Genomic DNA, 25,613 nt, shown 5'->3' with positions numbered 1-25,613 from the left:
GATCGATCAGATAATGCCCAACTCGGCAATTGATTGGTGAAACATTTTCATCTCACCATTAGGTGGGCAAGACACAGGCCCAACCTGTTTCTAACAACTGTGAACCCCAATTATCAGCGGTCAGCCGGCCTGCGTCGAAAGATGGCTGCCCAGTTCACTATTTGCATAAAGGGCGCCTAGGGTGCCTGCTACGCCGGAAAGCAGGTACAGGCCGATCGACCAGAGCCCGAAGTGGGACGAAAGGTGCAGGGCGACCAATGGGGCGAACCCGGCGCCGAAAAACCAAGCGCTGTTGGCAACGATTGCGGCGCCCGTATAGCGATGGATCTGCGAAAAACGCGAATTCACGATGCCCGATGATTGGCCGAAGGCCAGTCCGAGCAACACGAACCCCATAAGAAGATATGCGGTCTCACCGCCCGGCCCCGCAGACAACAACTGTGGCGCGAAACCGCTGAAGGCCCCGATTGCAACGGCGGAGGTAGCTAGAATGGTACGGCGCCCGAACCGATCGGCAAGGATCCCGGAGGCGACCACAGCGAGGATGCAGAGGCCCGCGCCGAGGGCCTCTGTGAGCAGAAAGCGCACAGGGTTCTCATCAGTGGTAAGGGTTACCCATGAAAGCGGAAATACCGTTACGAGGTGGAAAAGTGCGAAGCTCGCGAGTGGTGCGAACGAACCAAGCAAGATTGTCCGCCATTCCTCCTTTAGGGCTTGGAAAGGAGGTGAGGGTTGAAGTTCGCGCGTTTCGAACAAGCGCTGGAACTCCGGGGTGGCCACCAGTCGAAGCCTCGCGAACAACGCAACGACGTTTATCGCCAGAGCGACAAAGAACGGATATCGCCACCCCCAATCGAGCAGATCGTCTTTTGTTAGGATCGCTGCGAAATAGGCGAACAAGGCGCAGGCTACGATAAGCCCGATAGGCGCGCCTAACTGAGGGATCATCGCGTACCAGCCTCGGCGACGCTCGGGCGCATTGAGCGTCAGAAGGGATGGCATCCCATCCCAGGCGCCGCCTAGGGCGACACCCTGCGCGAAGCGGAAGCAGCAAAGCAGGGCGACCGAAAGCGTGCCGGCGGTTTCGTAAGCAGGCATTAGGGCAATCGCGATCGTCGAGCCTCCGAGGAGAAAGAGTGCCGACGTCAGCTTCACACCTTTGCCATAGTTGTGATCGATGTAAGTGAAGACCAGCGTTCCCAGGGGCCGACCCACGAAAGCCAATGCGAAGACTGCAAAGGAGTAGGCCATTGCTAGGTTCGGCGACGCGAACGGGAAGATCCGGCTGGGAAAGATCAGAACAGCGGCGATCGCGTAGACGAAAAAGTCGAAGAATTCGCTCGTACGTCCTAGGATCACCCCGATGGCGATCTCGCCTGGATTGACCCCCTGATGATCGTGTAGCCTTTCGGCGTCGCGCTCCAAGGAGCGCGAATTCGGCTGGTCCAGAGGTTGGTTGAGGAGATTTTCCGCCATCGCTGTGTCCGTGGGTCGAGACGCCTCCGAGATTTTGTGACGCCTTGAAGTTCGAGTTCGTCCACCAATGACGCATTCACCAGGTCCACGACATTGGACGAAATGTCCAATGTAAGCTCCGTTCGCACGGCGATAGAGCCGGGGTCATGACCCAAATTTCTCGCCGCTCTGGTCTGGTGAGCCTGTCGTCAGCCACACTGCTCCTCGCGTCATGCTCTCGAGATGTCTTCGATCCTGCCGGACGGATCGCCGAGTCTCAGCGGGATATCATCATGATATCCGTCTACCTCATGCTGGTGATCATCGTTCCGGTAATGATCATGATCGTCTGGTTCTCCTGGCGGTATCGAAAAGGCGGTGGAGCGAAATACGATCCGAAATTCGACCATTCGACTGCGCTCGAACTGGGGATCTGGTCGGTGCCTCTCCTTATCATCATCGCACTCGGTGCGTTGACCTGGTCGTCTACGCACCTGCTCGATCCTTATCGACCGCTCGACAACACTCACGGCTACTCCAAGGGAGCGTTGTCAGACGAGGAAACTCTGACGGTTCAAGTCGTCTCCATGGATTGGAAATGGCTGTTCATCTACCCGCAGCAAGGCATCGCAACGGTGAACGAATTGGTTTTGCCAGTAGACCGACAAGTGCGGTTCGACATCACCTCGACGAACATGATGAACGGCTTCTACGTGCCGACGCTGGCGGGGATGATTTACGCCATGCCGGGCATGCAGAGTCAACTTCATGCTGTGCTGAACAAGTCTGGCAATTGGCGGGGTCTATCCTCCAACTATAGTGGGGCGGGCTTCAGCGATATGACATTCGATGTGCGGGGGGTCAGTGAGGAAGGCTTTGCTGACTGGGTGCGCCTCGTCGCCGATACAGGAGTTCGCCTGGACCGGCAGAGGTATCTCGCGCTCGAGAGGCCTAGCGAGAAGGTCCCCGTAATGCGCTTCACCGCAGTAGATGACGATCTCTATCGTCGTATCCTGGAGCGGTGTGTGCGACCCGACCAGGTCTGCATGAGCGAAATGCCGGGCATGCATGGCACCCCGGCGAAGCGGGCGGACCCTGCGGGAGAAGACGGCGCTGCCGCAAAGGAACACATGACAATGACAGGACGTCACCAGTGACCGCTTTGACGAATACCGCAGTAGGCCACGGAGTTGGCCACGCGGCCATGTCCCCCATCTTCGGTCGTCTCACACTCGACAGCATTCCTTATCACGAGCCAATCCTGATCGGGACTTTCGCCGGCGTCGCCCTTATCGGATTGGCAGTTCTTGCTCTCCTGACGAAGTATCGCTTGTGGGTGCCTTTGTGGCGCGATTGGATCACTAGTGTCGACCACAAGAAGATCGGCATCATGTACATCGTCCTCGGCGTCATAATGCTTCTGCGTGGCTTCGCCGACGCGCTGATGATGCGTCTACAGCAGTCGATGGCATTCGGCGGCAACGAAGGTTACCTGCCGGCACACCACTACGATCAGGTCTTCACCGCACATGGTACGATCATGATCTTCTTCGTCGCCATCCCGCTTGTCGTGGGCATCGTCAATTTCGTACTGCCGCTGCAGATTGGAGCGCGCGACGTGGCGTTCCCTTTTCTAAATAACCTCAGTTTTTGGCTAACCGCTGCCGGCGCGATCCTCATGATGTTCTCGCTATTCATAGGCGAGTTTTCGACCGCCGGATGGCTGAACTACGTCCCGGTTGCGAACATCGAAAACTCACCTGGAGTGGGACCTGATTATTATCTTTGGTCCCTGCAAATTGCCGGGGTCGGGACAACCCTGTCCGCAATCAATATGGTCGTCACGGTGATCAAGATGAGGGCGCCTGGAATGGGGTTGATGCAAATGCCCGTATTCACCTGGACCGCTTTCTGCAGCAATATCTTGGCTATCGCCATTTTTCCGCCTCTAACCGGGGCTTTCGCGTTACTGCTTCTGGACAGGTACGTCGGCACGAATTTTTTCACGAACGACCTCGGTGGCAGCCCGATGATGTACTGGAACCTAGTGTGGATATGGGGGCACCCCGAGGTTTATGTCTTGGTATTGCCCGCATTCGGTATCTACTCTGAGATCACCTCGACGTTCTCCGGTAAGCGGCTCTTCGGGTATTCCTCGATGGTATATGCAACAGTCTGCATCACCATCCTGAGCTATCTGGTCTGGTTGCACCACTTCTTCACGATGGGCTCGGGCGCCAGCGTCAACAGCTTCTTCGGCATTGCGACCATGATCATCTCGATCCCGACGGGAGCCAAACTATTCAACTGGCTGTTTACCATGTACCGCGGCGAAATCCGTTACGACGTTCCGATGATGTGGGTCGTCGGTTTCATGGTCACATTTGTGGTGGGGGGCATGACGGGCGTGATGCTGGCGATCCCCCCGGCGGATTTCGTCCTACACAATTCGCTTTTCCTGGTCGCCCACTTCCACAACGTGATCATCGGGGGCGTGGTGTTCGGGCTGTTCGCCGGTATCCAGTACTGGTTCCCGAAGGCTTTCGGCTTCCGGCTAGACCCGTTCTGGGGCAAGGTAAATTTCTGGGGCTGGCTGATCGGCTATTGGCTGGCCTGGACGCCGATTTACATAGTAGGCCTCATGGGTACGACACGCAGAGTGCGCCATTTTGAGGACCCGAGCCTGCAGATTTGGTTCCTGCTCGCATTTGCCGGAGCCATCATCATTCTAATCGGGATAGTGGCCTTCCTGATACAGATTGTCGTCAGCATCAGGAAACGCGAAGCACTGCGAGATACGACCGGCGACCCATGGGACGGCCGAACTTTGGAATGGTCCACAACGTCGCCGCCACCCGAGTATAACTTCGCCTTCACACCGATCGTGAGAAGTCTCGATTCCTGGTATGACATGAAGAGACGCGGGAGCCGAGCGCCTACCGTTGGCTATCGCCCAATTCACATGCCAAGAAGTACCGGCGCCGGTGCCATTCTGGCCGCTCTCTCGATCGCGTTTGGGTTCGCAATGATCTGGTACATATGGTGGATGGCGATCGCATCCTTTTTGGCGATGCTCATCGTCGCCGTGGGACACACCTTCAACCGAAATCGCGACGTGATACTCCCAGCAGATTATGTCGCGAAGGTGGAGGCTCGCACAATGTCCGCTTTGGCTGAGGGAGCGGCCTGATGCATTCTAGTGAAGCTGACAGCTATGCCAACGACTTACCGGTCCGCGATTGGCTGACCGATGACGATCATCATCACGATATTGCAGGTACGACTGATCTGGGCTTCTGGATTTATCTGCTGAGTGATGCTCTGCTGTTCGCATCGATCTTTGCAACCTACGGCGTTCTCGCCAGTGCGACAGCCGGCGGTCCTTCGGGTGCCGAGATATTCGATCTCAAGCTGGTCGCACTCAATACCGCGATCCTCTTGGCTTCATCCGGTACTTTCGGCGTGGCTATGATCGCGGCGCGGGCGGGAGAGAAGGCGCGAACGATCACCTGGCTGAGTATCACAGCGTGCTTGGGCGTTTGCTTCGTCGGCGTAGAACTCTTTGAATTTGCGGAGCTTGCAAGTGAAGGTGCGGTTCCACAGCGCAGTGGCTTCTTGTCTGCATTCTTTACCCTTGTCGGCACTCATGGCCTACATGTCACTATCGGCATCTTCTGGGCTCTCGTGACCATATTGCAAATTCGAAAGTGGGGGCTCGATGCGGCGATGCTCCGGCGTGTCTCCTGTCTGAGCATGTTCTGGCACTTCCTGGATGTAATCTGGATAGGCGTATTTACCTTCGTTTACCTCTTGGGAGTCATCGCATGAGCGCCGAGATCGAAATGGTGTCGCTGAGCTTCGAAGATCGCAAGGACGCATCCCGATCCTACATAATCGGTCTCTGTCTTTCAGGGGTATTGACGATCATCCCATTCGCGCTGGTCATGGGTGAGGCGCCGATCGCGAAAGTTTGGCTCGCGTTTACCGTCGTGCTTGCCGCCCTGGTACAGATCGTCGTGCACATCCATTACTTCCTGCATGTAACAACCAAGACGCACGGGGGCTGGTCGCTGATCACGACCATCTTCACGGTGGTCATACTCGCCATCATGATCGCGGGATCGCTCTGGATCATGTATCATCTCAATACCAACATGATGCCCGGGATGATGACTGGAACGAGCGTTCCGACCTCGGAGCCCGCCAGCTTCTGAGTATGGTGAAACGGGCTGCGTTTCTGGGGTTCTTGGCTATGGCATTCGCGGCTTTCGCCGCGCTGGGAGTGTGGCAACTAGAGCGATTGGCATGGAAGCGCTCGTTGATCGCACGCGTCGAGAGTCGCGTGAATGCGGCGCCAGTCACGCTTGCAGAAGCCCACGGAGTTCGAGGGCCGACGCTTGCCTCCGAATATCGTCGGGTAATGCTTAAAGGTGCATTTCTGCGAAGCCGAACGACTTTGGTCGAGACGGTCACCGAGTTGGGGCCCGGATACTGGGTGCTCGACCCGTTCGAGGACACCAGCGGCACGGTCCTGGTAAACCGTGGCTTCCTCCCCCAGGCAGACAAGGCGCATCTTCCAGCGCCGCCACGAGCTCACGTGCGGATTATCGGTCTAATACGATTGAGTGAACCCAAGGGTCGGTTCTTGCGGACCAACGTTCCGTCGTCCGATCGTTGGTTCACGCGAGACGTCGCTGCCATCGCCGCCACGCGCGGGGTAAAAGTCTCGTCGGGCATTTTCATCGACGATCAGGTCTATATCGAGGGACAGGTTCCCATAGCCGGATTGACGCAGACCACTTTTCGCAACGCCCATCTACAATACGCATTCACATGGTTCGCGTTGGCCTTGGTAAGTGCATTTGGTTTCTGGAAAATCATCCGGCTGAAACAACGGTGACAGAGCGGGGACGACAAACCGTCGTCCCCGCTTTGTGCACTCGCAAGCTGCATTAAGCGACCGCGAGGGATACCTCTACATTGCCTCGCACAGCATGCGAATAGGGGCAGATTGTATCTGCTTCTTCGACCAGTCGTTCGGCAGCGTCACGCTCGACGCCGGGAAGGCTGATCGTCAACGCAACAACCAATCCGAAGCCTTTGTCGTTGCGGGGGCCAATTCCAACCGAGGCGTTGACGCTGGCGTCCGTCGGCACGTGGGGAAGATCTGCATTCTGAGACGCCGCGAATTTCATCGCGCCCAGAAAGCAGGCTGCATAGCCGGAGGCGAATAGCTGTTCCGGATTGTTGCCACGGCCGTCGCCGCCCAGTTCCCGGGGCGTGCCAAGCGCTACCTCAAAGGTGCCGTCATCGGTACGCGCGATGCCGTCGCGGCCCCCTGAAGCGGTTGCACTCGTGGAGTATGCAGGAGAGATGGACATGTTGTGATTCCTTTATAGATTAGTTGAACGGGAGGATTTATTTCGCAAAGACTCCGCGAAGGTACGTCACTGCTTGCGAGACGGCCCCGCGAACGGCCGCGGTCTCCGCAATCGGATTCAGCAGCATGAAATCGTGGATCGTGCCGTTGTATCGGACAGAGGTCACATCTACGCCAGCGGCGGCAAGATTGCGTCCGAAAGCTTCGCCTTCATCACGCAGGACATCGTTTTCATCCACGATAAGAAGCGTCTGTGGCAGGCCCTTCAATTGCTGCGTGCTGGCATTGATAGGTGAGACGTGGATATCGCCGCGCTTGGTCGTGTCCGGGAGGTATTGATTCCAGAACCACGCCATTGCTTCCTTGGTCAGCCAGGGACCGTCAGCGAATTCGCCATAGGACGCCGTTGACATCGAGGCATCGGTCACCGGGTAGAAGAGTAATTGGGCGGTCAGCTTGGGCCCACCGCGCTCCTTATCGAGTAGCGCGACAGCGGCGGTCATGTCACCGCCGACACTATCGCCAGCAATGGCGATGCGCGACGGGTCAGCCCCGAATTCGTCAGGATTGTTGGCGACATACTCGAGCACAGCATAAACCTGCTCGATCGCGATCGGATAACGCGCCTCGGGGCTGCGTTCATAGTCAACGAAGACGAACATCGCACCGGATCCGGCAGTCAATTCGCGCACCAAGCGTTCATGGGTTTGTTTGTCGCCCAATACCCAACCCCCGCCATGGGTATAGATGACGACAGGCAGCTCACCCTTGACGCCCATCGGACGGTAGACGCGGATCGAGGTGCTGCCCGTAGGACCGAGCGGAAGTACGAGATCGGTTGCAGTGGCATCGGCGAGTTCGACGGGCACCGATTTCTGCGCTCCGGCCAATACGTCACGCGCTTCGGTGGGAGGCAGCGTGTAAATGGGCGTCGCTCCAGCAAGGCTATCAATGAACCTCTGCGTTTGCGGCTCCAGCGTGCCGGCGAAGGCGGTAGGGACTGCGAATGCGCTTGCCGAAAAGGCTAGGGCCGCCGCAGCGTATTTCAGGGTCTTTCTCATCTTCAATCTCCTAGTCAATCGTGCGCGATTCGATCGCGCACGATTCAAATAGGTGTGTTGGAGCTTGGCGTCAACCCTTGCGATTAAATCGTGTGCGATTTATATGGTCGATATGAGCAAGACAGCTGAATCCCACCCACCCGCGGAGTTGACAAAGGTTAGAGATTTCCTTTGTTTTTCGGTCTACTCCGCGACCAACGCCTTCAATCGGATGTATAAGTCAGTTCTCGATCAGTTTGGTCTGACTTACACGCAGTACCTGGTTCTGACCGTGCTCGCCGAACGCGGAGAGGCCAGCGTCGGTGAGTTGGGGGAGATGCTTTACCTCGAGTCGAACACGCTGACCCCGCTACTCAAACGACTCGAGACTTCGGATCTCGTTGGTCGACGCCGGGACCCAGCGGATGAGCGTATCGTCCGCGTCGCGCTAACCAAATCTGGGCGGAAGCTCGCGGAGCAGGCCCAGTGCGTGCCCTCCGAAGTGCTCAAGGCCGCGAACATCAGTGAAGAGCAGATCGCAAGGCTGAATGCTGAACTGAACCTTCTACGCCGAAATCTTAGGGCGTCCCAAACCAACGATGCTAGTTGACCAGCCTTTTGGCCAGTTTGCGGGCTAGCGTCCGGCGATGCATGCCCAACCGACGTGCGGTCTCTGAGATATTGAATTTCGTTTCGGCCAACGTCCGATTGATCGACTCCCATTCGAGTGTTTTGATCGTCACCGGACGCGAACTTCCGGCGATCGCAGGTCGACCAATCTCGAAGAACGCTGCCTCGATCTCATCACCGGTACAGGGTTTCAATAAGAAATCCGTCGCCCCCATCTTGATGCATTCTACAGCGAGGGCAATGCTTGCGAAGCTGCTGATCATAACGACGGTGGTGTCGGGGCTTGATCCTAAAATCCGCGCAAGTGCGGTCAGTCCTGAGCCCGTTCCTAGTTTTACGTTGATGACCGCATAATCAAGGTGTCGGTCGACCGGCTCGGGCAAACTCTGAGCGTGCGTCACCAGATACCCGGAAGAACGGAAATCGTTCTCCAATTTTGCTCGGAAACACGGATCCCCATCAAGAATGAGAACTTGCGCCGGACTGGTCATAAAATCTCTGCAAGGTCTAGGCTTCCCACGCACCGCGCGACTCAGGTGCAGTTGTTTACGGAGGGGGGCTCTCGATCCGAGGATCGCAACCCGCGTGTAAAGAGGGCCCGGAGGTGGATCTTGCGTTCGAGCAGGTCCGCCAAGTTGTAGCCATCGAGCACGGCGAGGAAGGCCCGTGTCGCTTCGTTGAGTATACTCGGCAAGGTACAGGCCGGAGCGACCAGGCAGGTGGAACAATCAACCAGATCAAACCCGGTCTCTGTTTGTCGCACGATAGCGCCAATTGTGATCTCCTGGGCTGGCTTGCCAAGGCGCAGCCCGCCGTTACGCCCTCGGGTGGCTGAAATGAAGCCGGCCTGACTGAGATCCTGAACCAGTTTCTTTAGAGTATCGCGAGAAATCCCGTAGGTCTGCGAAATCTCTCCGATGGACGATTGGTCACCATCGGATCGCGAGCCGACGTGAAGGAGCACCCTGATCGCGTAGTCTGTCGTGCGAGTTAATTGCATGGTCGCGGTTCTTTAGCGCAAAATTGTGCCCACAACGAGCTGAAGCCGACCCTGAGGAGAGGATCGGCTCCAGAGAAACCCGGCGATATCACCGTCAAGCCGCGAAGCGAATGTCGTCTGCGTGTTCTGGGTAAGGAGCAACCGGGCCGGTCTCCTTTCCGGCCAGTTCATCGGCGAAGCCGTGATTGACGTCGCGATGGTGTGCTTCGTCGGCTCGGACTTTCAAGACGACATCGCGCAATGTTGCTTGAGGGGGAAGGCACCAGTAGTGCAGCGCGATCGCTGGCGCGGGACCATTCTCTATCAGGCCATCGTCGATGGCGTGGAGAAAATGGGTGTAGCTAATAACGGCCTCCTCCTCGAAATAGCCCACCACGCGGTGAGCGACCCTCGGCGCTACAAGGTAGAGACCAAAAAATGCGCAGTAGAAGCCCGCTTGGACCATCAAGATCAAGAACCTCTCCAGAAGATTGGGTTTGGCGACCTCGACGAAAGTCATGAGATGCATTCGTTCGTTCTCTGCCTCCTCCATCAAGGTGCGGATCCACCCTTGATCATCGCTCATGGTTCGCAAGCACTTGAGGTGCGTGAGTGAGGCGCCGACCATACCGGGTACCGCAGCGACCGTTTCGATCACGATCGCTCGGTGACCGTGGCGTTCGCGAAAGAACAGGTCCGCGAAGAACCGCATTGTCTTGGTGAACCCCCAGGCGATGCGGTCACCGGAACCGACAGGTTTGCGATGTTCGATGCTGACTGGGACATGGTCGATCATAACGATTCTCCAATTGCGCTCAGTGTGAATTGCAGGCGCTCGCACTCGATATCACACATTGCGCGGTGTGCAATAAAAAAGTGCAACGCAGATGCACCATAAAGCGGGCTGCACTGCACTTCGGCCCCTGAAGTGAGGTGATGGTCAGGTCGGGGTGGGATCCGGTGCCTGATGGCCCAGCAAGGGATCGATAAGGGATGTGTGCGACCAATTTCCCGTCGCGTGGATCAGCTGAAGAGAGTCGCCATCAGCTTCGTGATGGGATTGGTGGGGTCCCAGAGGAGCTTGATAGTTAACGCTACGCACATGATAATAAGTAGTGGCCTTACTGCCTTGGTGCCAAAGCGCATGGTGCTGTGCGCACCCGCGTAGCCACCCAGCATGCTGGCTGCGGCCATCGCAAGACCTAGTGGGATCAGAACCTTGCCTGCTGCTAGAAGAACTATCAGGCTGGCCAAGTTGCTGCAGAAGTTCAGCAGCTTGGTGTGGGCAATGGCATTAACCGTCCCGAATCCGAATAGCGCGATTAGTGCAGTCGTCAGAAACGACCCTGTACCGGGGCCGAAGAAGCCGTCGTAGAAGCCTATCGCCAAGGAAACGGCGACCAAAAGCGCAGGGCGTGCGCGCACCTCTCGGTCCTCGTCTCCGAGGTCTGGCTTCAGAGCATAATATATCGCCATTGCGATAAGCAGGACCGGTATAAGCCCGGAGAGGAACGCTGGGTCCAGCCGAGTGAGTACTAACGCACCACACGCGGATCCAGTGAGTGCCATTAGGCAGGGAATCAAGAACCGCCTAAAATCGACCCTGCCCTTCAGTAAAAAGGTGATGGCTGCTGTAGCGGTGCCGAAGGTGCCTTGCAGCTTATTGGTGCCTAGGGCCAGCGTCGGAGGAACACCGGCGGCGAGCAGGGCCGGAACGGTCAGTAAACCGCCTCCACCTGCGATGGAGTCTATCGCGCCGGCCAAGAAAGCGACTGAGACGAGCAGAAAGATTACATCGGCAGTCAGCTCCATCTGGGCGATCTATGGGAATGAAACCATGTTGGCAATCTCGGCTGTAGAGCTTTGAGATCTGCGCCCAATCCGGGAGGGGGATCGATCCCTCTCTAATTTCATAAATCCTAACCTGCCGAAGGCAGGAGACGGAGCTAGTTCATTCGGCCGTCGTCGGATGCACGGCGCTCAGCAAGCGCGCCTATCCATCCCGATAGAAAGTCCATGAATGTGCGTGCTCTTCGAGGAACATGGCGCCCGAATCCATGCAGGACGTGCACCGGCACTTCTGATATTGCGTCACCAGGCAATATCCGTTCGAGCACCCCGTCTGCCAATTGGTCCAGAATAGCTGCCTCCAGTATCTGTACCAAGCCTGCGCCGTTGATCGCGGCCTTGACCATGAGGGCGCCGTTGTCGAGATCGAGAGTTCCCTCTGGCCTCATAACATCGCCATCGCGAAACCTGACTGGGAAGGGCTCCCCGCGCGTAACATATCTTATGTGGCGATGTTCGCGGAGATCAGTCCGGGACATCGGGCGGCCATATCGCCGAAGGTAGGAGGGCGACGCTGCTAAGCAGAGCCTGAGCGAAGGAAGCGTACGCTGGCTCAGGTCCACGTCAGGAATCTCTCCCACTCGTAGAGCAAGGTCGTACCCTTGCCGGATTAGGTCCACCCTTTGATCAGTCAATCCGATCTCGAGGCGCAGTTTGGGATGCTGCTGCATGAAGATCGCGGTGATGGGATTTATCAGCACCTCCCCAAGCACGGTCGGCATCGTCAACCGGAGCAGTCCCGTCAATGCCGTGTCTTCGCCCAAGTTCTCCTGGGCATCGTCCAGGCGGCGCAGAAGGGGCGCAATCTGAGAATAAAATTGCTCGCCTTCAGTCGTAAGAGACAAGACGCGCGTCGACCTCCTGAATAACCTCGTCTGCAAGCGATCCTCGAGCCGAGATATGGTCTTGGAAACGGCGGACGGCGTGAGCTCGAGCCGGCTCGCGGCTGCCGAGAAGGTTCCGGCTTCCACCACCGTGACGAAGGTGGCCAATCCCTCCTGCGTCTTCTCCCGAACCATTCATTCCTCCCGGGCACAATTGAATTACTTCGAGGCCCACTAATAGTGAATGGGGGTAAAAGCTAGATATCGCCCGAAAGGAAAGTGCATCATGAATATTCTCAAAGGAAAGGTGGCTATCGTCACGGGCGGCAACAGCGGAATCGGTTTTGCCGCAGCAAACGCATTCGTCTCCCAAGGCGCCCGTGTGCTGATCGTGGGGCGGCGCTCCGATGCGGTGACGGAAGCAGTGGCCAGCTTGGGCGATTTGGCGGACGGCTTCGTGGGTGACGTTGCCGATATTAGCACTCATGAAGAGGTGCGAGAGTTAGTTCGTCAGACCTACGGTGGCGCCGACATCTACTTCGCCAACGCCGGCATGAATTCGATAGCTCATTCTGCCGAGGTGACACCTGAAGAATACGATCGACAGTTCTCGGTCAACGCCAGAGCCGTTTTCTTCGGTGTCCAATCGATCGTGCCCATGCTGAACGACAATGCTTCGGTGATCCTGACAAGTTCGATCGCCAGCCGCAAGGTCATGGGCGGTCACGCCGTATACGCTGGAACCAAGGCCGCGATTGAAGCTTTCGCGCGCAGCTGGGCGGTGGAATTCAAGGATCGCAAGATCCGCTTCAACGTCATCAGCCCCGGCCCCGTGCGAACCCCGATCCTCGGCAAACTGGGAATTTCATCTGAATCCTTGCCTGACTTCGAAGCTGCCGTCGCGACGGCGATTCCCGCCGGTCGTTTTGGTGAACCAGGCGAATTGGCGCGAGCCGCGCTCTTTCTGGCCTCTGATGAGAGCACCTTCATCAACGGCGTGAATCTCGCCGTTGATGGCGGCATGCTCGTGAACTGAAGATACGAAAGGAATTAAGCAATGTCTCAATACGATACTGAGATCGATGCCTTCATCGACCGCGTTGTGGAACACGGGAGCAATTATCGCCTTTCCGAAATGGAAGAGCTCTACACCCACGATCAGTCGATCCTCTTCGTCAGCGGTGAGCGAGCGGTTCATCGGGTTTCACGAAGCGAAATGCTCGCCGAATTCGCTGCTCGCGGTGAGGCAGGCGATAAGCCGCTAGAGACCACGAGAGAAGTCCTACATGTCGAGCAACAAGGCGACCACGCGACTGCATTGCTGTATCGTCGTATGAGTTCAAAGGCACCTGCAGCATTGTACGAATTGCGAATGCGTCGCGAAGGTGGAAATTGGAAGGTGTCGGGCGAGACGGTGGTCGCATTCCCACAAAGCGGGGTGTCGGAAGACTTCCTCCCACCGCGCCAACACTGAACACGATGGGCCAGCACTGGGAGCACTGCTGGCCCGCTGTTCGTCAGCGCCGTACTCCACCCCGAACGCATCAAATGTGCGGCGGATCTAATTTGCATTGCATCCGGTCAGGACCCGATCGTGTGGCGCGGGAGGAAGCGATCACGGGCCCGGGGAGACCCAGGGATGACCCGCTCCTGAACCTGAAGCATCAGCGGTTGTGTGATCTTCAGTTTACCCGATACCGGAGGACCAAGCACCGTTCATCTGCTCTTCCGTATCTGCGAGACTGTATCGGAGAGTTGTTGTACCCATGAGCGCTGATGGCGACCGCCCTCGCTCCTGCCCTCCTGGAGGGCCGCCCCCCGAATCTTCAGCCTGAGCGATCAGGTTTGATCTGCTCCGCCGGCACTGCGCGGCCTTTTTGATCAACCGAATCTAAAAGTGCTATTGACATGCACCTTTAGATTCGCCATTAGGCTGGCATTGGGGGCTCAGCACCGGAGTGCGAAATATGGACAAGCCAATCGTCGACGATCTTCTGATCGAACGCGTCGTCCACACGTTCTATAGCGAAGTGCGAACCGATCCGCTGATCGGTCCGATCTTCAATCATGCGATACAAGATTGGGATGAGCATCTTGATCGGCTGGTAGCTTTCTGGTCGTCGATCATGAACACCTCGGGCCGTTACAAGGGGAATCCGATGATGAAGCATCTCGCGATCCCGGACATGTTGGGACGTGATCGCTTCACGCGATGGTTAGAGATCTGGCGGGAGACGACGGACCGCCTCTGTCCGCCGGAAATCGCCTCGGCATTCCAGGACCGCGCCGCACGTATTTCGGAAAGCCTGCAGCTTGGAATCCGCTTCGCTAAAGCACGCCAAAACGATCGCAAGGAGATTCCTCGTGTCCTTTGAGCGGCCCACCGTGACTTCGAACAAACCCTACAAGGTGACACCGGTGTTTTCGGAAGTCACATTGCCAGCAGCACTGCGCAACGCACATTCGACCAAGGCCGGAGTATGGGGAGTGATCCGGGTACTAGAAGGTCGGCTTGATTACGTCATCGAAGAAACGGGGAAGCTCCACCTTCTGGATCCGCACACCCCCGGCCTAGTGCTGCCGCAAGAAGCCCATCGCGTGGAACCCGTTGGCGCGATGAAGATGCGGGTGGAATTCCATCACGCCTTCCCCTCCGACTTCGCCGCTGCAACGTAAGACTCGCCGTTGATCGGCCGACTGGCTGACATAAATGGTGCATATCAGAAGCACTAAAAGGTTATTGACCATGAATGAGTTCGACATTTCCAGACGCAATCTAGTTAAGTTGTCGGGCCTGGGCCTCGCAGCAGGGGGCGCGGTTCTAAGCGGCCGCGTGAATGCTCAAGGTTTAGACGCGCCGCCCTCGATTCGAGTGCCGAGCGATAAGCCAGTGAAGGGCGCGCGGACACACAGTTTCGACATGACTATCGAGGAGACCAAGGTCACTGTCGCGCGGGGCAAAGAGTTTAAAGTCTGGGGGTACAATGGTCAGGTGCCGGGGCCCCTGATCCGTGTGCGCCAGGGAGATACCATCGAGGCGCGTGTAACCAATCATACCGGCGCATCCCACACGATTCATTGGCATGGAATTCGGCAGCGTGGCAGCTGGCGCATGGATGGCGCTCCGGGGATCAACGGTCAAGACATCGCTCCGATGGGCGGAGAGAGCACTTACCGCTTTGTAGCCGATCGCGAGGGAAGCCTCTGGTATCACTGCCACGTCGATGTGCCGAACCACGTCGGTGTGCGCGGAATGTGGGGGCCGTTGATCGTCGATCCGATCAAGCCGCTCCCGATCGAGCGTGAAGTCACCAAGGATGCGATCCTGATGTTCTCGGGATGGGCTAGTGCGGCTGCGGACGACTATTTCGCGATCCCGGACCCGACCGGCCATTTCGACTACTACTCGATCAATGGGAAAGCTTTTCCCTTCAATCAGCCCATCCGCGTGCGTTATGGCGATGTACTTAGGTTGCGGCTCTATGCGGTCAGCATTCCGGTTGCTTTCCACCTCCACGGTCACGACATGCTGGTCACCCACGTCGATGGGTTACCGCTTTCGGATCCATATTACAGCGACACCGTCAAGGTGGATCTCGGCAAGAGGGTCGATGTCATTGTCAGGATGGACAATCCGGGCCGCTGGCCGGCCCACGACCACGATGAACATCACACAAGCAACGCTGGGGTGCCGCCAGGAGGTGTCTTCCTGATCGTTGAGTACGATGAAGTCGGGCGCGATGATCCCTGGTATGTTTGGCGCCGCAAGGAATTCGATCCCGATTTCTACTTCATCGAAAGCATGAAGAAGGGGCGCGGCCTCATTCCGCAGTCGGGCTTCAAAGGCTCCGGCGCTCAAGGCGACGCGGCCAACGCGACGCCTCCTACTCAGAAATCAGCGGCGCAACAGGGCGCCACCGATGACTCGCCTAACACCATTGGAGAACACTCATGAAAAAGAATTACGATTTGTACCCGATCCTAATCCTCTTCGGTGTGGCGACCACCACGCCTGCATACGCGGAGGAGGCAGCGGAAGTACGCATGCTCAACGTCGGCTCGGATGGTGAAGCGACGGTCTTCGAACCGGATATTATTCGCGTGGCTCAGGGCGCCTCTGCCGATTTCATTGCCGAAGACTTCGGCCATGACGCGGTTGCCGTGGCGGGCCTGATCCCCGCGGGCGCGGAAAAATTCGAAGGATACAAGAATGCAGACCTCTCCGTGACTTTCGAAAAGGAGGGTGTCTATGTCTATGAATGTACTTCGCACGCAGGAGCGGGGATGATCGGATTGGTTGTCGTCGGCGACGCGAATGCGAATCTGGCCGACATCGAACGCCAATACCAGGCCAGCAGTTTATCGGACCGGGCCAAGTCCAAGCTTCAGACGCTCCTCGAGCGTGTGAAAACCGGCGCATAAGCCGGAAGATCGACCCAAAACTCAAAGGTAAATCCATGAATAACGCCAGATTTTCTGGCGCGGGGAAACTCGTCCTCGCGCTGAGCGCCCTCTCGCTGTGCGCGCCACTCGCCGCGCAAAGCGTACCGAAGCCAGTGGTCAATCACGATCCCATCTATGGCGGCACGATCGCCCCGGGACTGGTGGTTGCGGACCCGACGAAGTTGCCATCGCCCATAGATTACAAGACACCGCGAACGGTCGAAGTCGAACTGATCTCCAAGGTCGTCACTTCGGAAATCCTCCCGGGGGTCACTCACAAGTTCATGACCTTTAACGGGCAGATTCCAGCTCCGATGATCCGCGTAAGGGTCGGCGATACCCTCAAGATAAAGGTAACCAACCCGGCTGACAGTGATCAGACTCACAGCGTCGATCTGCATACAGTGATAGGAACCGGAGGAGGTGCGGCCTACACCGAGGTGAACCCTGGTGAGTCGAAGACCTTTACCTTCAAGGCCACATACCCAGGCGCCTTCGCATACCACTGCGGCGTGGCAGCGATGGACGAACATATAAGCCGCGGTATGTTCGGCATGATCGTCGTGGAACCGGAGGGTGGGCTGCCCAAGGTAGATCGCGAGTTCTACCTTGGTGAGCACGAACTGTACACGAAGGAGGCTTTTGGCGCCAAGGGCGAGACGACCTTTGACGGACGAGCAATGGTTCGCGAGGATCCGAATTATGTCATGTTCAATGGCGCAGTCGCCCCCTTCGTGGCAGCGCGCTTTGGCACGATGAAAGCCAATGTTGGCGAAACTGTGCGAGTGTTCCTTGTCACCGGGGGCCCGAACAAGACATCGAGTTTCCACCCCGTCGGCAACGTTTGGTCGACGGCGTGGCCGCAAGGCGGCCTCGCGAACGAGCCGCTGAAATGGATTCAGACTTGGCCATCGAACCCGGGGTCGACGTTCGTTGGCGAAATGAATCTGCCGGTACCCGGCCTCGCAACCCTAGTCGACCACTCGCTTTCGCGCGTCACCAGCAAAGGCTTGGCGGCGCAAATCGAAGCTGTGGGGCCAGAGAATAGAGAGCTTCTCGACCACGACTAAGCCAGTAGCCGAACGTTCGACCCATCATCTTCCTTCGAGGGTGAACGATCGGGGCTGTCGGTACTCCGCCAGCCGCAGCGACCCGGGAACGGCCCAGGAATTCCCGGGTCGCTGTCTTCTCCCATGATTTCCAGCCCGCTCTTCCCCCAGCACACAGGTACATCATGAAAACCTTCCTAGCTGTTTCGACTGCTCTCGCCGCATCTTGGTCCAACCCGGCTGTCGCTCTCGAAAATGACGATGAAGATGCGACCATCGTCGTCGTCGGCGATCGTGAGGCCGAAGGCGAGGAGGAATTGCGCAATCGGCCAGGCGGCATCGATCTGGTCACCGCCGAGGACTTCGAAGACAAACAAGCAGTCTCACTGCGAGATGCGCTGGCACTTTCGCCCGGTGTCTATGCACAACCGCGTTTCGGCCAAGAAATTCGTTTGTCGATCCGTGGCTCGGGTATTAGCCGAGGATATCACATGAGGGGTATTACCCTTCTCCAGGATGGCGTCCCCATCAACTTGGCCGATGACAACGGTGACTTCCAAGAGCTGGATCCCAGCGTCTTGGACCGGCTGGAAGTCTATCGAGGGGCCAACGCCTTCCGCTTCGGTGGGGCAACTCTTGGGGGAGCGATCAACGGCGTCACACCTCGCGGGCGCGATGCGAGCGGCATCGCTCTGCGGGTCGTTGGCGGGTCCTTCCATACTCTGCGAGGACAGGCAGAGTACGGGTTTGCCCGGGACAGCGTCGATGGTTGGCTGGCAATTTCCGGTGATTGGAGTGATGGAGAACGTGAGCACGCCGAGCGCCGAGGGCTACGTATCAACGGCAATTTCGGGCTAGCGCTCTCCGACAACGTGAACACTCGGTTTTACGTCAATACCAATACAATTCGTCAGAAATTGCCTGGTTCGCTGCCTTACGACGCAGCGTTGTCGACGCCGGAGCGAGGCAATTTTCTTGGTGATCAGGCGCGCGACATTGACTCGCTACGCCTTCAGAGCCGAACTTTGTTCGATCTTGATGCGATCGAGTTGGAGGCCGGCGCGTTCATCAATGCGAAAAGCCTCTACCACCCGATTTTCCAAGTCGTGGATCAGAAGTCGCTCGACCGCGGTGTTTTCGCTCGGGCCGTTCATGAGGCAGGGGCGGTACGCATCAACGCGGGAGTTACTGCGCGCTTCGGTTCAAACCATTCACGTCGTTTCATAAACATCGGCGGAGAGCGAGGAGCCCTGACCTTCGACGCTGAGCTCGATGCGACTACCATCGATGCTTACGGCGAAGTCCAATACGAGATTCTGTCGCGGATGAAGTTGATCGCTGGAGGCGTCTACACCCATGGTACGCGAACACAGGAGATTGCCTTTCCCGCCAAGTCGATAGGTCGCGCAAGCTTCGATCAGTTTTCCCCTCGCATAGGTGCGTTGTGGTCGCCGAGGGACGACGTAGAGGTTTTTGCCAATTTCAGTCGAAGTCACGAACTTCCCGGTTTCATTGAATTGGCTCAGATCAGCTCCTTCGTGCCTCTGGCTCCTCAGCGAGCTTGGTCTGCGGAAGCAGGCGCCCGCGGTCGGTACGGTGCCATCGATTTCGACCTGACCGCTTATCGCGCCAAGGTCACAGGTGAGATGCTTCAGTACACTGTGAACTCGAACATACCTGCTTCGACCTTCAATGCCGAGCGCACCATACATCAAGGCATCGAATTGGGTTTGGGTGTTCAGATCGCTTCCTGGCTCTCGGCTCGCGGCACGTACACCTACAATGATTTTCGCTTCGAGGGGGACAGTCAGTACGGTGACAATCGTCTGCCTGTCATCCCACGCCACGTGATCCATGCTGAAGCACGTTTAGGTCCAGAGAGCTGGCATCTCTCCCCATCCGTGGAATGGGTCCCCCAAGGTGCTTTCGCTGACTATTCCAATACTTTCCGGACCGCTGGCTATGCCAGTCTTGGTCTGACAGCCTCTTGCACTATTTTTGATCAAATCGAGGTTTTTGCGGACGCCCGCAACCTTCTCGACCACAAGGCAATCGGAGATATCAGCGCCGTCACCAGTTATCGCTTCGATGACCCGACCACTCCATGGAATGAGGGAAGTAGTATCTTCAACCCTATCGAACGACGCGCCGTCTTCATCGGCGTTCGCGCGCGGATCGGATCCGAAGGATGAACTCGGATTTTTATCGCGCCGCGTGGCGGTGGCATTTCTTCGGCGGACTTGCCGTGCTTCCCTTGCTGGCTTGGTTGGCGGTGACTGGTGGCATCTACTTGTTCAAGGACGAAATCGAGCATTCGATCTACGGTGACTACATCTTCGTGGCGCCTCACGCCTCCCCTCTGCCTCTGTCGCAATTGATGGCGGGAACTGAAGGGGCGATGGGGGGCACTGTCGAGCGGATCGAGATACCCGCCGCGAATAACCAGGCGTGGCGGATGCGGATCATGGGGCCGGACGGCGAGAGAACGGCTTTCGTGGATCCCTCCGATGGTACCATTCGCGGGACTGTCGCCGGGGGCGGCGCCATGCAGACCATCCATGATCTGCACAGTCTGGCAATCACCGGCCCGATAGGAAACGCGCTGATCGAGATGGCTGCGGGCTGGGCGATCATGCTCACCGTCACGGGGGTAATCCTGTGGTGGCCGATGAAGTCGAAAATCCCTTTCAGAAAGTCAGTGATAGGGCGCCGCGGTTTCTGGAAGGACGGCCACGCCACACTTGGAGCGGGAGGGGGGGTGATCGTGCTCTTCCTGGCTATCAGCGGCATGCCCTGGTCAGGTGTATGGGGTGCCCAATTGCAGAGCGCGCTGACGGCGACCGGCCTCGGCAGGCCTCAACAGGTCGCAAAGGCCCATACAAGGCCAATAGCGGTTGGGCAGGGCGACGATATCACCTCCTCTACAAGAACAACGCGTGGTGACGTGCCCTGGAGCATGGAAAATCGCGTCTTACCCAAGGACGTGCTGTCTCAAGGCGGAATTGATACCGTCCTGCAGGTCTCGCTCGATGCAGGCTTGGCGACTCCGCTCGCTATCAACGTCCCAGCGGATGGGGTCAGCTACTCTGTAACGTCCATGCAGAAAAAGGTCGAGTTCGCCCGCACAATGTTCATTGGGCAAGACGGAATGATCCACGGTGACACGCGTTTCGCGGACTACGGAACCGGGGCTAAAGTAGTCGAATGGGGTGTGGCTACTCATCAGGGAAAGCAATATGGCGAAGCAAACCGCTGGGTAATGCTCGCGGGATGTCTCGTGTTGCTGCTTTTGTGTGCCTCGGCACCGATACTTTGGTGGAAGCGCCGCACTGGCGGTCGCTTGGCACGGCCACCAGCACCGCTCGATCGATCGCGCCAGCGGAGCTTTTCAGCAGCCATGATCGCATGTGGCCTGTTTTTCCCGCTCACCGGAGCTTCGATGCTGGCGATCTGGATCGTGGACAAAGTTATCACCCTGTCGGCGAAGCGGAGATCGCAACATGTCCATCGGAGTATGGCGCCCCAGCGCAGGGGAATTACCTGATCACAGCCGCTGACGCTCGCGCAAATACTCGACAAAGGCTCGCATGGTCGAACTCCGGTGACGATTTCGCGGATAATAGATTGCGAGTCCGGGATAAGGCGGGGTCCAGTCTTCGAGGACTTGGATCACTCGTCCGGTTTCGAGATCATCATTCGCGATGGAGCGCGTCACGTAGGCCAAGCCTAGCCCATTTCTTGCTGCCGCCAAAGCAAGCTTGGTGGAACTGACGCAGACGCGTCCTGAAGTGCGGAGCGAGAAACTCTCGCCCTGCTTGCTGAATTCCCATCGATACATAGTATCCGCAGACATGCGGAATTGGATGCATTCATGCATAGACAGATCGTTGGGCGATGCAGGCGGAGCCATATTGTCCAGATAGCCTGGTGCGCCGACTACGATATGCTGTTGTCGTTCAGGCCCAACCGGGACCGCCACCATCTCTAATGGCACGAGCTCGAGGAGACGCAGTCCGCAATCGAAGCCATGTTCGGCGATATCGATCAGCGCCGTATCCTCGTGAACGTCGAGGTCGATGGCCGGATTCTCGCGGAGAAACGGTGCGATAAAGTCGTCCATTAGTTGTTCGACCGCTACGCTTGAGGCGTTCATACGAATGGTACCGCTGGCTGTTGCGGAAGCGTCCGAGATGCTCTCGACTGCTCGTCCGATCCGTTCGAGTGCTGGCTCCAGTTCATTTAGGAAGCGCGTGCCGGCATCGGTCAGGGAAACCGCGCGATTGCTTCGCAGGAACAACTGCGCGTCCAGGCGTCGCTCGAGATTTGCGACTGCGTGGCTAAGTGCTGAAGGGCTTAGGCCTGTGGCGCGGGCCGCAGCGCGAAAGCCCCCGTGCCGCGCCACCGCGGCTAATGCGGCCAGCTCTGAAGGAGCCAACGTGGATATCGTTCGATATAACTCAACAGAGTGTGACATTCTGTCAGTCTATGCGGCAGGATCAGCCGACACCATATGAAATCCACAAGGAGATTTCACATGGCAAATTCTTTTGGATTTAAGACGACGGCAGATGAAGTGCTTGAGGGCATTGATCTTTCAGGGCGCACGATGCTCGTCACAGGCGGGAATGGGGGGGTCGGGCAGGCAATCGTTCATGCGCTCGCCAAAGCTGGTGCCGATGTTATTATGACCGCTCGAAAGCTATCGTCCGCAGAAGCGGCCGCGGAGCCGCTACGCAAGTCGGCGATCGGGCAAATTGAATGCCGATCTCTCGATCTCGCCGATCCTTCATCAATCCGAAGCTTGCTCGCGGACTGGGAGCGTCCGCTCGATGCATTAATCAACAACGCCGGCGTGATGGCGCTGCCGAGCCTGCAACGGACTGGGGAGGGGCATGAAATGCAGTTCGCCACGAACTTTCTCGGCCATTTTGCCCTCACCCGGGGGCTACATGAGTTTCTGCGCGAACGAAGGGGTAGGGTCGTGTCAGTCGCATCGACAGGTAGTCTGTTCGGTCCGATCCTGTGGGACGATCCGGCTTTCCGTTTCATCCGCTACGATCCACTACTCGCTTACGCTCAATCGAAAACGGCTTGCATCCTCTTTTCGGTCGCCTTGAGCAGGAAATGGGGCGCGGACGGGATCACTAGCAACTCGCTTCATCCCGGCGCGATCGCCACGGGCCTGCAGCAGCACACAGGCGGCCTGCAGACGCCAGAAAAATGGCGAAAGACACCCGAACAGGGGGCCGCAACATCAGTTCTCCTCGCAGCTTCGCCGTTGGTCGAAGGGGTGAGCGGACGCTACTTTGAGGACTGTCAGGAAGCTCCTATCATATACGGGCGGCCCGAAGAAAGAGTAGCTGGACTTGCGCCCTATGCAATCGATCCGTCAAATGCGGAGAGGCTTTGGCAAATGGCAAGCGCCATGACGGATTATTCGGCATGATCGGGCCCGTCGGTTTCATCGGGCTTGGCGATCAGGGGGCGCCGATGGCGGTTTCTATTGCCGCCCGGTTCGAACTGGTTGCATGGGCTCGTCGCGAGGCAACTTACCGAGCTCTCGGCGAGTTTGCTGATGCGATGCGCAACATTGGATTAGATCCAAGCGCGATCGTTAATAGGGCGATGTCAGCGCCAGATCGCCTAGTGGGATTGGTCCGTGAATTGGAGGCGGCAGGGTCGCATTGCTAGTTTTACTCAAGGTATAACCGGGTCTTCGGTAGAATCCGTCCATCCGATCCAATCTTAATCGCAAATCGCCGCCTTACGGCGAGTGGCGAGGTTGCTGTTTGTTAACCACGCGCGGGTAGGAGGGTTTGGAAGGAGGAATTTCCCATGACAATCAACATCGGTAGCGGCTTGAAGTGTTTCTCTTACCCTACTCGTTACCATGGCCCGGCGCGTGACGATCGGCCAGCAGCGGCGCCGGGTGCCGTTTCGTCGAGCTTCAGTAGAGCTGTTGAAGAAATGATGGCGGAAGCGGTGAAGACGCCGGCGGAACGAGCGCGCGATGCGGTAATCAGGAAGCACGGTCTCGATGAGCAGACATATGCGGCACTGGATCCGGCTGGCAGGAAGCTCTTGGACGCCGAAATTGCAGAAGCGTTGAAAGGGATTTCCGGCGGCAGAGAGATGACGGGGGCATCGCTAACTAGGTGGGCCTAAAGGGCTAACCTGTTTAGGGACACCATTAAGTCTGTGGCGATCCCTCACATGCTGGTATCGCGACGAGGGGGCGACATAGGCTTGTAGTTTACTCGCCTGGTCTGAATGTCAGGTCTGGTCTCCACCAGTTTGGCCGAATAAGTTGAACCTGGCCTAGCGCTCACGTCTCTTCGCAAACGACTAGGTGGCAACTCATGCTAACGATCTGGTGGTTAGATCACTGTGTTGGATCTTCTGCCTCGGTGATATAACAGCCCGGCAAGAAGTGAGAGGGCCCGCAACAGCCGGTCGTCATCGATGCTGCCTCCAATGGAAGGTGTGTCTCTCTAGCCCGAACCCAGTCCGACGCCGCAAGTGAGGTTCCCGCAACAACGGTCAGCCCTGAGGATGCCAAGGCGAGGATTAGCTCGGCTGTGTCATTACCGGTCACATGCAGGAACCAGAGGTGATAGCCCTCGCGATCCGCCAAATAGCTTCCGACTCGTAGCGCTCCGCTCAGTGGTCGCTAGCGTCGCCCGTACCCACAGGACACGGATTTCCGGATCTCCGCCCGGGCAAGCGGCCGGATCGATGGACGGGTTGCTGAGGCCGTCGAGGCGCAGAATCTCATCGGGGTCGATGAGGCCGGAAGCGATCTGCCGCGATCTAGCATTATTGACCACGGCATTCTGAGGACCCGAACCCGAAGTGCGGCTGTTGGCGACGACGGTCCCGACGCGGATATTCGCGGCTGCGCGATCGATCCGGTGATCCTCTGCCACGACGCTAACGGGATCTGTGTGGAAGATCGTATAGGTGGCGTTGATAGCGGCACGCACGCTGCTCGCCTTGCGCCAAGGGTTGCCGCTAGTGGCGGCGCGACCGCAGATGGTCGATGAAGGCGCGAAGCCCGGCCGACGTCGCCCTCTGACGGGGATAATAGAGACACAGGCCCGCAAAGGGTGGCGTCCATTCGGGTAAGAGCTGTTCGAGCCGGCCGTCGGCGAGCGCCGCCTCAGCCGCCCAGGCCGTTACGAATGCGATGCCCGCGCCGCCGATCGCGGCATCGAGGACGAGCCGGTCGCCACCCAGTATCAGCCGGCCCGGCGGATCGAGTCGTTCGACGCCGCCGTGACGTTCGAGTTCCCATCGCATCAGCGCCCCCCCCGCGTGACGGAACCGGATACATTCATGATGGGCGAGATCGGCGGGCTTGGCCGGGCGTCCCGCACGCTCGAGATAGGCGGGCGCGGCGACGAGAATCTGCTGCTCCTCGCGTCCCAGCGCAAGTGCGATCATGTCCTGCGGCACCGCTTCGGCGAGGCGCAGACCCGCATCGAAACCGTGGGCAACGATATCGACAAGGCGACCGTCGCACACCGCGTCGATCCGCATATCGGGATATTTCGAAAGAAAGCTGAGCATGTCGGGCATGATCCGCTCGAACGCAGCCTCTGAACTGTTGAGCCGGAGCGTGCCCGCGGGTTTGGAGCGAAAGCTGTTGGCGCTTTCGACGGCCGCCTCGATGAGATCGAGCGCGGGCCGGACCTCGTCGAGAAAGCTTCGGCCCCCCTCGGTCAGCGACACACTGCGCGTGGTGCGATTGAACAGCCGGATGCCCAGCCTCCTCTCGAGCCCAGCGACCGAGTGTGAGAGCGACGAGGTCGAAACGCCGAGCGCCGTGCTGGCGGCACGAAAGCTCCCATGTTGGGCGACTGCATCGAGGGCGCGCAGTTCGGAGAGGGTGACGCCTTTCATTGTTCGATTCCCATCATCGTCTCATCCCGTTGGATCGGGCTTATCGCCGCAGGGGCAATGGCT

General features: G+C 57.9%; 28 protein-coding genes. 17 read left to right on the top strand and 11 right to left on the bottom strand.

The genetic code is table 11. The annotated features are described in order from the left end of the window. Positions 1 to 120: 120 nt before the first annotated feature. A complete protein-coding gene (locus tag K3177_RS14970) occupies positions 121 to 1,476 on the bottom strand; it encodes an MFS transporter (protein WP_221598876.1) in 1,356 nt (451 codons plus the stop codon). Between the two features lie 146 nt (positions 1,477 to 1,622). Between K3177_RS14970 and cyoA the strand changes: the two genes are divergently transcribed. The 5 genes from cyoA to K3177_RS14945 are packed head-to-tail and all read left to right on the top strand — an operon-like array spanning position 1,623 to position 6,355. Beyond that, positions 1,623 to 2,612, top strand: coding sequence for a ubiquinol oxidase subunit II (gene cyoA, locus K3177_RS14965; protein ID WP_221598875.1), 990 nt, complete (start codon positions 1,623 to 1,625; stop codon positions 2,610 to 2,612). 47 nt (positions 2,613 to 2,659) lie between these two features. Next, entirely contained in the window at positions 2,660 to 4,645 is a 1,986-nt protein-coding gene (gene cyoB, locus K3177_RS14960) for a cytochrome o ubiquinol oxidase subunit I (RefSeq protein WP_221598940.1), read from the top strand. Next, the gene (cyoC, locus tag K3177_RS14955) at positions 4,645 to 5,283 is read left to right on the top strand and encodes a cytochrome o ubiquinol oxidase subunit III (RefSeq protein WP_221598874.1); all 639 of its coding nucleotides are present in this window, start codon (positions 4,645 to 4,647) and stop codon (positions 5,281 to 5,283) included. Before cyoB ends, cyoC begins: the two co-directional genes overlap by 1 nt. Further along, a complete protein-coding gene (cyoD, locus tag K3177_RS14950; protein ID WP_247714517.1) occupies positions 5,280 to 5,669 on the top strand; it encodes a cytochrome o ubiquinol oxidase subunit IV in 390 nt (129 codons plus the stop codon). The genes cyoC and cyoD overlap by 4 nt, the downstream gene beginning before the upstream one ends. Before the next feature lie 38 nt (positions 5,670 to 5,707). Further along, complete coding sequence (locus K3177_RS14945) at positions 5,708 to 6,355, top strand: SURF1 family protein (protein WP_247714516.1); 648 nt, start codon at positions 5,708 to 5,710, stop codon at positions 6,353 to 6,355. A gap of 52 nt (positions 6,356 to 6,407) precedes the next feature. On the opposite strand, the gene K3177_RS14940 is transcribed toward K3177_RS14945, so the two are convergent. Both K3177_RS14940 and K3177_RS14935 read right to left on the bottom strand, forming a co-directional pair. Next, entirely contained in the window at positions 6,408 to 6,836 is a 429-nt protein-coding gene (locus K3177_RS14940; protein ID WP_221598872.1) for an organic hydroperoxide resistance protein, read from the bottom strand. Positions 6,837 to 6,873: 37 nt separating this feature from the next. Beyond that, positions 6,874 to 7,896 (bottom strand): alpha/beta hydrolase, encoded by a 1,023-nt coding sequence (locus K3177_RS14935; protein ID WP_221598871.1) that lies wholly within the window; start codon positions 7,894 to 7,896, stop codon positions 6,874 to 6,876. 112 nt (positions 7,897 to 8,008) lie between these two features. On the opposite strand from K3177_RS14935, the gene K3177_RS14930 reads away from it, so the two are divergent. After that, positions 8,009 to 8,485: a MarR family winged helix-turn-helix transcriptional regulator gene (locus K3177_RS14930; RefSeq protein ID WP_221598870.1), complete on the top strand. Its 477-nt coding sequence runs from the start codon at positions 8,009 to 8,011 to the stop codon at positions 8,483 to 8,485. On the opposite strand, the gene K3177_RS14925 is transcribed toward K3177_RS14930, so the two are convergent. From K3177_RS14925 to K3177_RS14905, 5 genes are all read right to left on the bottom strand, one after another. Next, entirely contained in the window at positions 8,478 to 8,996 is a 519-nt protein-coding gene (locus K3177_RS14925) for a response regulator transcription factor (RefSeq protein WP_221598869.1), read from the bottom strand. The two genes, K3177_RS14930 and K3177_RS14925, sit on opposite strands and share 8 nt — an antisense overlap. Before the next feature lie 41 nt (positions 8,997 to 9,037). Next, complete coding sequence (locus K3177_RS14920) at positions 9,038 to 9,505, bottom strand: Rrf2 family transcriptional regulator (RefSeq protein ID WP_221598868.1); 468 nt, start codon at positions 9,503 to 9,505, stop codon at positions 9,038 to 9,040. A 94-nt stretch (positions 9,506 to 9,599) separates the two neighbouring features. Then, the gene (locus K3177_RS14915) at positions 9,600 to 10,280 is read right to left on the bottom strand and encodes an alternative oxidase (RefSeq protein WP_221598867.1); all 681 of its coding nucleotides are present in this window, start codon (positions 10,278 to 10,280) and stop codon (positions 9,600 to 9,602) included. A gap of 227 nt (positions 10,281 to 10,507) precedes the next feature. After that, a complete protein-coding gene (locus K3177_RS14910) occupies positions 10,508 to 11,296 on the bottom strand; it encodes a TSUP family transporter (RefSeq protein ID WP_221598866.1) in 789 nt (262 codons plus the stop codon). A 134-nt stretch (positions 11,297 to 11,430) separates the two neighbouring features. Next, positions 11,431 to 12,351 carry a LysR family transcriptional regulator gene (locus K3177_RS14905; RefSeq protein ID WP_221598865.1) on the bottom strand — a complete coding sequence of 307 codons (921 nt, stop codon included), beginning with the start codon at positions 12,349 to 12,351 and terminating at the stop codon, positions 11,431 to 11,433. A gap of 91 nt (positions 12,352 to 12,442) precedes the next feature. On the opposite strand from K3177_RS14905, the gene K3177_RS14900 reads away from it, so the two are divergent. The 9 genes from K3177_RS14900 (at position 12,443) to K3177_RS14860 (ending at position 21,192) form a co-directional block, all read left to right on the top strand. Next, positions 12,443 to 13,192: an SDR family NAD(P)-dependent oxidoreductase gene (locus K3177_RS14900; protein ID WP_221598864.1), complete on the top strand. Its 750-nt coding sequence runs from the start codon at positions 12,443 to 12,445 to the stop codon at positions 13,190 to 13,192. Positions 13,193 to 13,213: 21 nt separating this feature from the next. After that, on the top strand, positions 13,214 to 13,630 hold the full coding sequence (locus K3177_RS14895) for a hypothetical protein (protein ID WP_221598863.1): 417 nt from the start codon (positions 13,214 to 13,216) through the stop codon (positions 13,628 to 13,630). Positions 13,631 to 14,123: 493 nt separating this feature from the next. Further along, positions 14,124 to 14,531 (top strand): group III truncated hemoglobin, encoded by a 408-nt coding sequence (locus K3177_RS14890; protein ID WP_221598862.1) that lies wholly within the window; start codon positions 14,124 to 14,126, stop codon positions 14,529 to 14,531. After that, positions 14,521 to 14,832, top strand: a complete 312-nt coding sequence (locus K3177_RS14885; protein WP_345725417.1) for a TehB family protein — start codon at positions 14,521 to 14,523, stop codon at positions 14,830 to 14,832. The genes K3177_RS14890 and K3177_RS14885 overlap by 11 nt, the downstream gene beginning before the upstream one ends. 70 nt (positions 14,833 to 14,902) lie before the next feature. Further along, positions 14,903 to 16,111: a multicopper oxidase domain-containing protein gene (locus tag K3177_RS14880; protein ID WP_221598861.1), complete on the top strand. Its 1,209-nt coding sequence runs from the start codon at positions 14,903 to 14,905 to the stop codon at positions 16,109 to 16,111. Next, positions 16,108 to 16,578: a plastocyanin/azurin family copper-binding protein gene (locus K3177_RS14875; RefSeq protein WP_221598860.1), complete on the top strand. Its 471-nt coding sequence runs from the start codon at positions 16,108 to 16,110 to the stop codon at positions 16,576 to 16,578. Before K3177_RS14880 ends, K3177_RS14875 begins: the two co-directional genes overlap by 4 nt. A 35-nt stretch (positions 16,579 to 16,613) precedes the next feature. Further along, positions 16,614 to 17,669 carry a copper-containing nitrite reductase gene (nirK, locus tag K3177_RS14870; RefSeq protein ID WP_221598859.1) on the top strand — a complete coding sequence of 352 codons (1,056 nt, stop codon included), beginning with the start codon at positions 16,614 to 16,616 and terminating at the stop codon, positions 17,667 to 17,669. Between the two features lie 164 nt (positions 17,670 to 17,833). After that, positions 17,834 to 19,840 carry a TonB-dependent receptor family protein gene (locus K3177_RS14865; RefSeq protein WP_221598858.1) on the top strand — a complete coding sequence of 669 codons (2,007 nt, stop codon included), beginning with the start codon at positions 17,834 to 17,836 and terminating at the stop codon, positions 19,838 to 19,840. After that, a complete protein-coding gene (locus K3177_RS14860) occupies positions 19,837 to 21,192 on the top strand; it encodes a PepSY-associated TM helix domain-containing protein (protein WP_221598857.1) in 1,356 nt (451 codons plus the stop codon). Before K3177_RS14865 ends, K3177_RS14860 begins: the two co-directional genes overlap by 4 nt. Here the strand turns inward: K3177_RS14860 and K3177_RS14855 are convergent, their stop codons facing one another. Then, positions 21,193 to 22,122 carry a LysR family transcriptional regulator gene (locus K3177_RS14855; RefSeq protein WP_282099674.1) on the bottom strand — a complete coding sequence of 310 codons (930 nt, stop codon included), beginning with the start codon at positions 22,120 to 22,122 and terminating at the stop codon, positions 21,193 to 21,195. Positions 22,123 to 22,158: 36 nt separating this feature from the next. On the opposite strand from K3177_RS14855, the gene K3177_RS14850 reads away from it, so the two are divergent. Beyond that, entirely contained in the window at positions 22,159 to 23,094 is a 936-nt protein-coding gene (locus tag K3177_RS14850; RefSeq protein WP_221598855.1) for an SDR family NAD(P)-dependent oxidoreductase, read from the top strand. Between the two features lie 389 nt (positions 23,095 to 23,483). Next, positions 23,484 to 23,813, top strand: coding sequence for a hypothetical protein (locus tag K3177_RS14845; protein ID WP_221598854.1), 330 nt, complete (start codon positions 23,484 to 23,486; stop codon positions 23,811 to 23,813). Positions 23,814 to 24,232: 419 nt separating this feature from the next. Here the strand turns inward: K3177_RS14845 and K3177_RS14840 are convergent, their stop codons facing one another. Then, positions 24,233 to 24,631, bottom strand: coding sequence for a hypothetical protein (locus K3177_RS14840; protein WP_221598853.1), 399 nt, complete (start codon positions 24,629 to 24,631; stop codon positions 24,233 to 24,235). A gap of 28 nt (positions 24,632 to 24,659) precedes the next feature. Further along, a complete protein-coding gene (locus tag K3177_RS14835) occupies positions 24,660 to 25,550 on the bottom strand; it encodes a LysR family transcriptional regulator (RefSeq protein ID WP_221598852.1) in 891 nt (296 codons plus the stop codon). Positions 25,551 to 25,613 lie beyond the last annotated feature (63 nt).

The sequence above is a fragment of the Qipengyuania pacifica genome, from assembly GCF_019711555.1.
GTDB classification, from domain to species: domain Bacteria; phylum Pseudomonadota; class Alphaproteobacteria; order Sphingomonadales; family Sphingomonadaceae; genus Qipengyuania; species Qipengyuania pacifica.
This window is presented reverse-complemented; position numbering and strand designations above follow the sequence as displayed.

Coding starts and splice junctions, on each gene's coding strand:
- K3177_RS14940 (WP_221598872.1), bottom strand. CDS start 6,836: ATGTCCATCTCTCCTGCATACTCCACGAGTGCAACCGCTTCAGGGGGC.
- K3177_RS14935 (WP_221598871.1), bottom strand. CDS start 7,896: ATGAGAAAGACCCTGAAATACGCTGCGGCGGCCCTAGCCTTTTCGGCA.
- cyoA (WP_221598875.1), top strand. CDS start 1,623: ATGACCCAAATTTCTCGCCGCTCTGGTCTGGTGAGCCTGTCGTCAGCC.
- K3177_RS14905 (WP_221598865.1), bottom strand. CDS start 12,351: ATGGTTCGGGAGAAGACGCAGGAGGGATTGGCCACCTTCGTCACGGTG.
- K3177_RS14875 (WP_221598860.1), top strand. CDS start 16,108: ATGAAAAAGAATTACGATTTGTACCCGATCCTAATCCTCTTCGGTGTG.
- K3177_RS14915 (WP_221598867.1), bottom strand. CDS start 10,280: ATGATCGACCATGTCCCAGTCAGCATCGAACATCGCAAACCTGTCGGT.
- K3177_RS14880 (WP_221598861.1), top strand. CDS start 14,903: ATGAATGAGTTCGACATTTCCAGACGCAATCTAGTTAAGTTGTCGGGC.
- cyoC (WP_221598874.1), top strand. CDS start 4,645: ATGCATTCTAGTGAAGCTGACAGCTATGCCAACGACTTACCGGTCCGC.
- cyoB (WP_221598940.1), top strand. CDS start 2,660: ATGTCCCCCATCTTCGGTCGTCTCACACTCGACAGCATTCCTTATCAC.
- K3177_RS14845 (WP_221598854.1), top strand. CDS start 23,484: ATGACAATCAACATCGGTAGCGGCTTGAAGTGTTTCTCTTACCCTACT.
- K3177_RS14945 (WP_247714516.1), top strand. CDS start 5,708: ATGGCATTCGCGGCTTTCGCCGCGCTGGGAGTGTGGCAACTAGAGCGA.
- K3177_RS14860 (WP_221598857.1), top strand. CDS start 19,837: ATGAACTCGGATTTTTATCGCGCCGCGTGGCGGTGGCATTTCTTCGGC.
- cyoD (WP_247714517.1), top strand. CDS start 5,280: ATGAGCGCCGAGATCGAAATGGTGTCGCTGAGCTTCGAAGATCGCAAG.
- K3177_RS14890 (WP_221598862.1), top strand. CDS start 14,124: ATGGACAAGCCAATCGTCGACGATCTTCTGATCGAACGCGTCGTCCAC.
- K3177_RS14910 (WP_221598866.1), bottom strand. CDS start 11,296: ATGGAGCTGACTGCCGATGTAATCTTTCTGCTCGTCTCAGTCGCTTTC.
- K3177_RS14850 (WP_221598855.1), top strand. CDS start 22,159: ATGAAATCCACAAGGAGATTTCACATGGCAAATTCTTTTGGATTTAAG.
- K3177_RS14925 (WP_221598869.1), bottom strand. CDS start 8,996: ATGACCAGTCCGGCGCAAGTTCTCATTCTTGATGGGGATCCGTGTTTC.
- K3177_RS14895 (WP_221598863.1), top strand. CDS start 13,214: ATGTCTCAATACGATACTGAGATCGATGCCTTCATCGACCGCGTTGTG.
- K3177_RS14865 (WP_221598858.1), top strand. CDS start 17,834: ATGAAAACCTTCCTAGCTGTTTCGACTGCTCTCGCCGCATCTTGGTCC.
- K3177_RS14970 (WP_221598876.1), bottom strand. CDS start 1,476: ATGGCGGAAAATCTCCTCAACCAACCTCTGGACCAGCCGAATTCGCGC.
- K3177_RS14930 (WP_221598870.1), top strand. CDS start 8,009: ATGAGCAAGACAGCTGAATCCCACCCACCCGCGGAGTTGACAAAGGTT.
- nirK (WP_221598859.1), top strand. CDS start 16,614: ATGAATAACGCCAGATTTTCTGGCGCGGGGAAACTCGTCCTCGCGCTG.
- K3177_RS14920 (WP_221598868.1), bottom strand. CDS start 9,505: ATGCAATTAACTCGCACGACAGACTACGCGATCAGGGTGCTCCTTCAC.
- K3177_RS14855 (WP_282099674.1), bottom strand. CDS start 22,122: ATGTCACACTCTGTTGAGTTATATCGAACGATATCCACGTTGGCTCCT.
- K3177_RS14900 (WP_221598864.1), top strand. CDS start 12,443: ATGAATATTCTCAAAGGAAAGGTGGCTATCGTCACGGGCGGCAACAGC.
- K3177_RS14835 (WP_221598852.1), bottom strand. CDS start 25,550: ATGAAAGGCGTCACCCTCTCCGAACTGCGCGCCCTCGATGCAGTCGCC.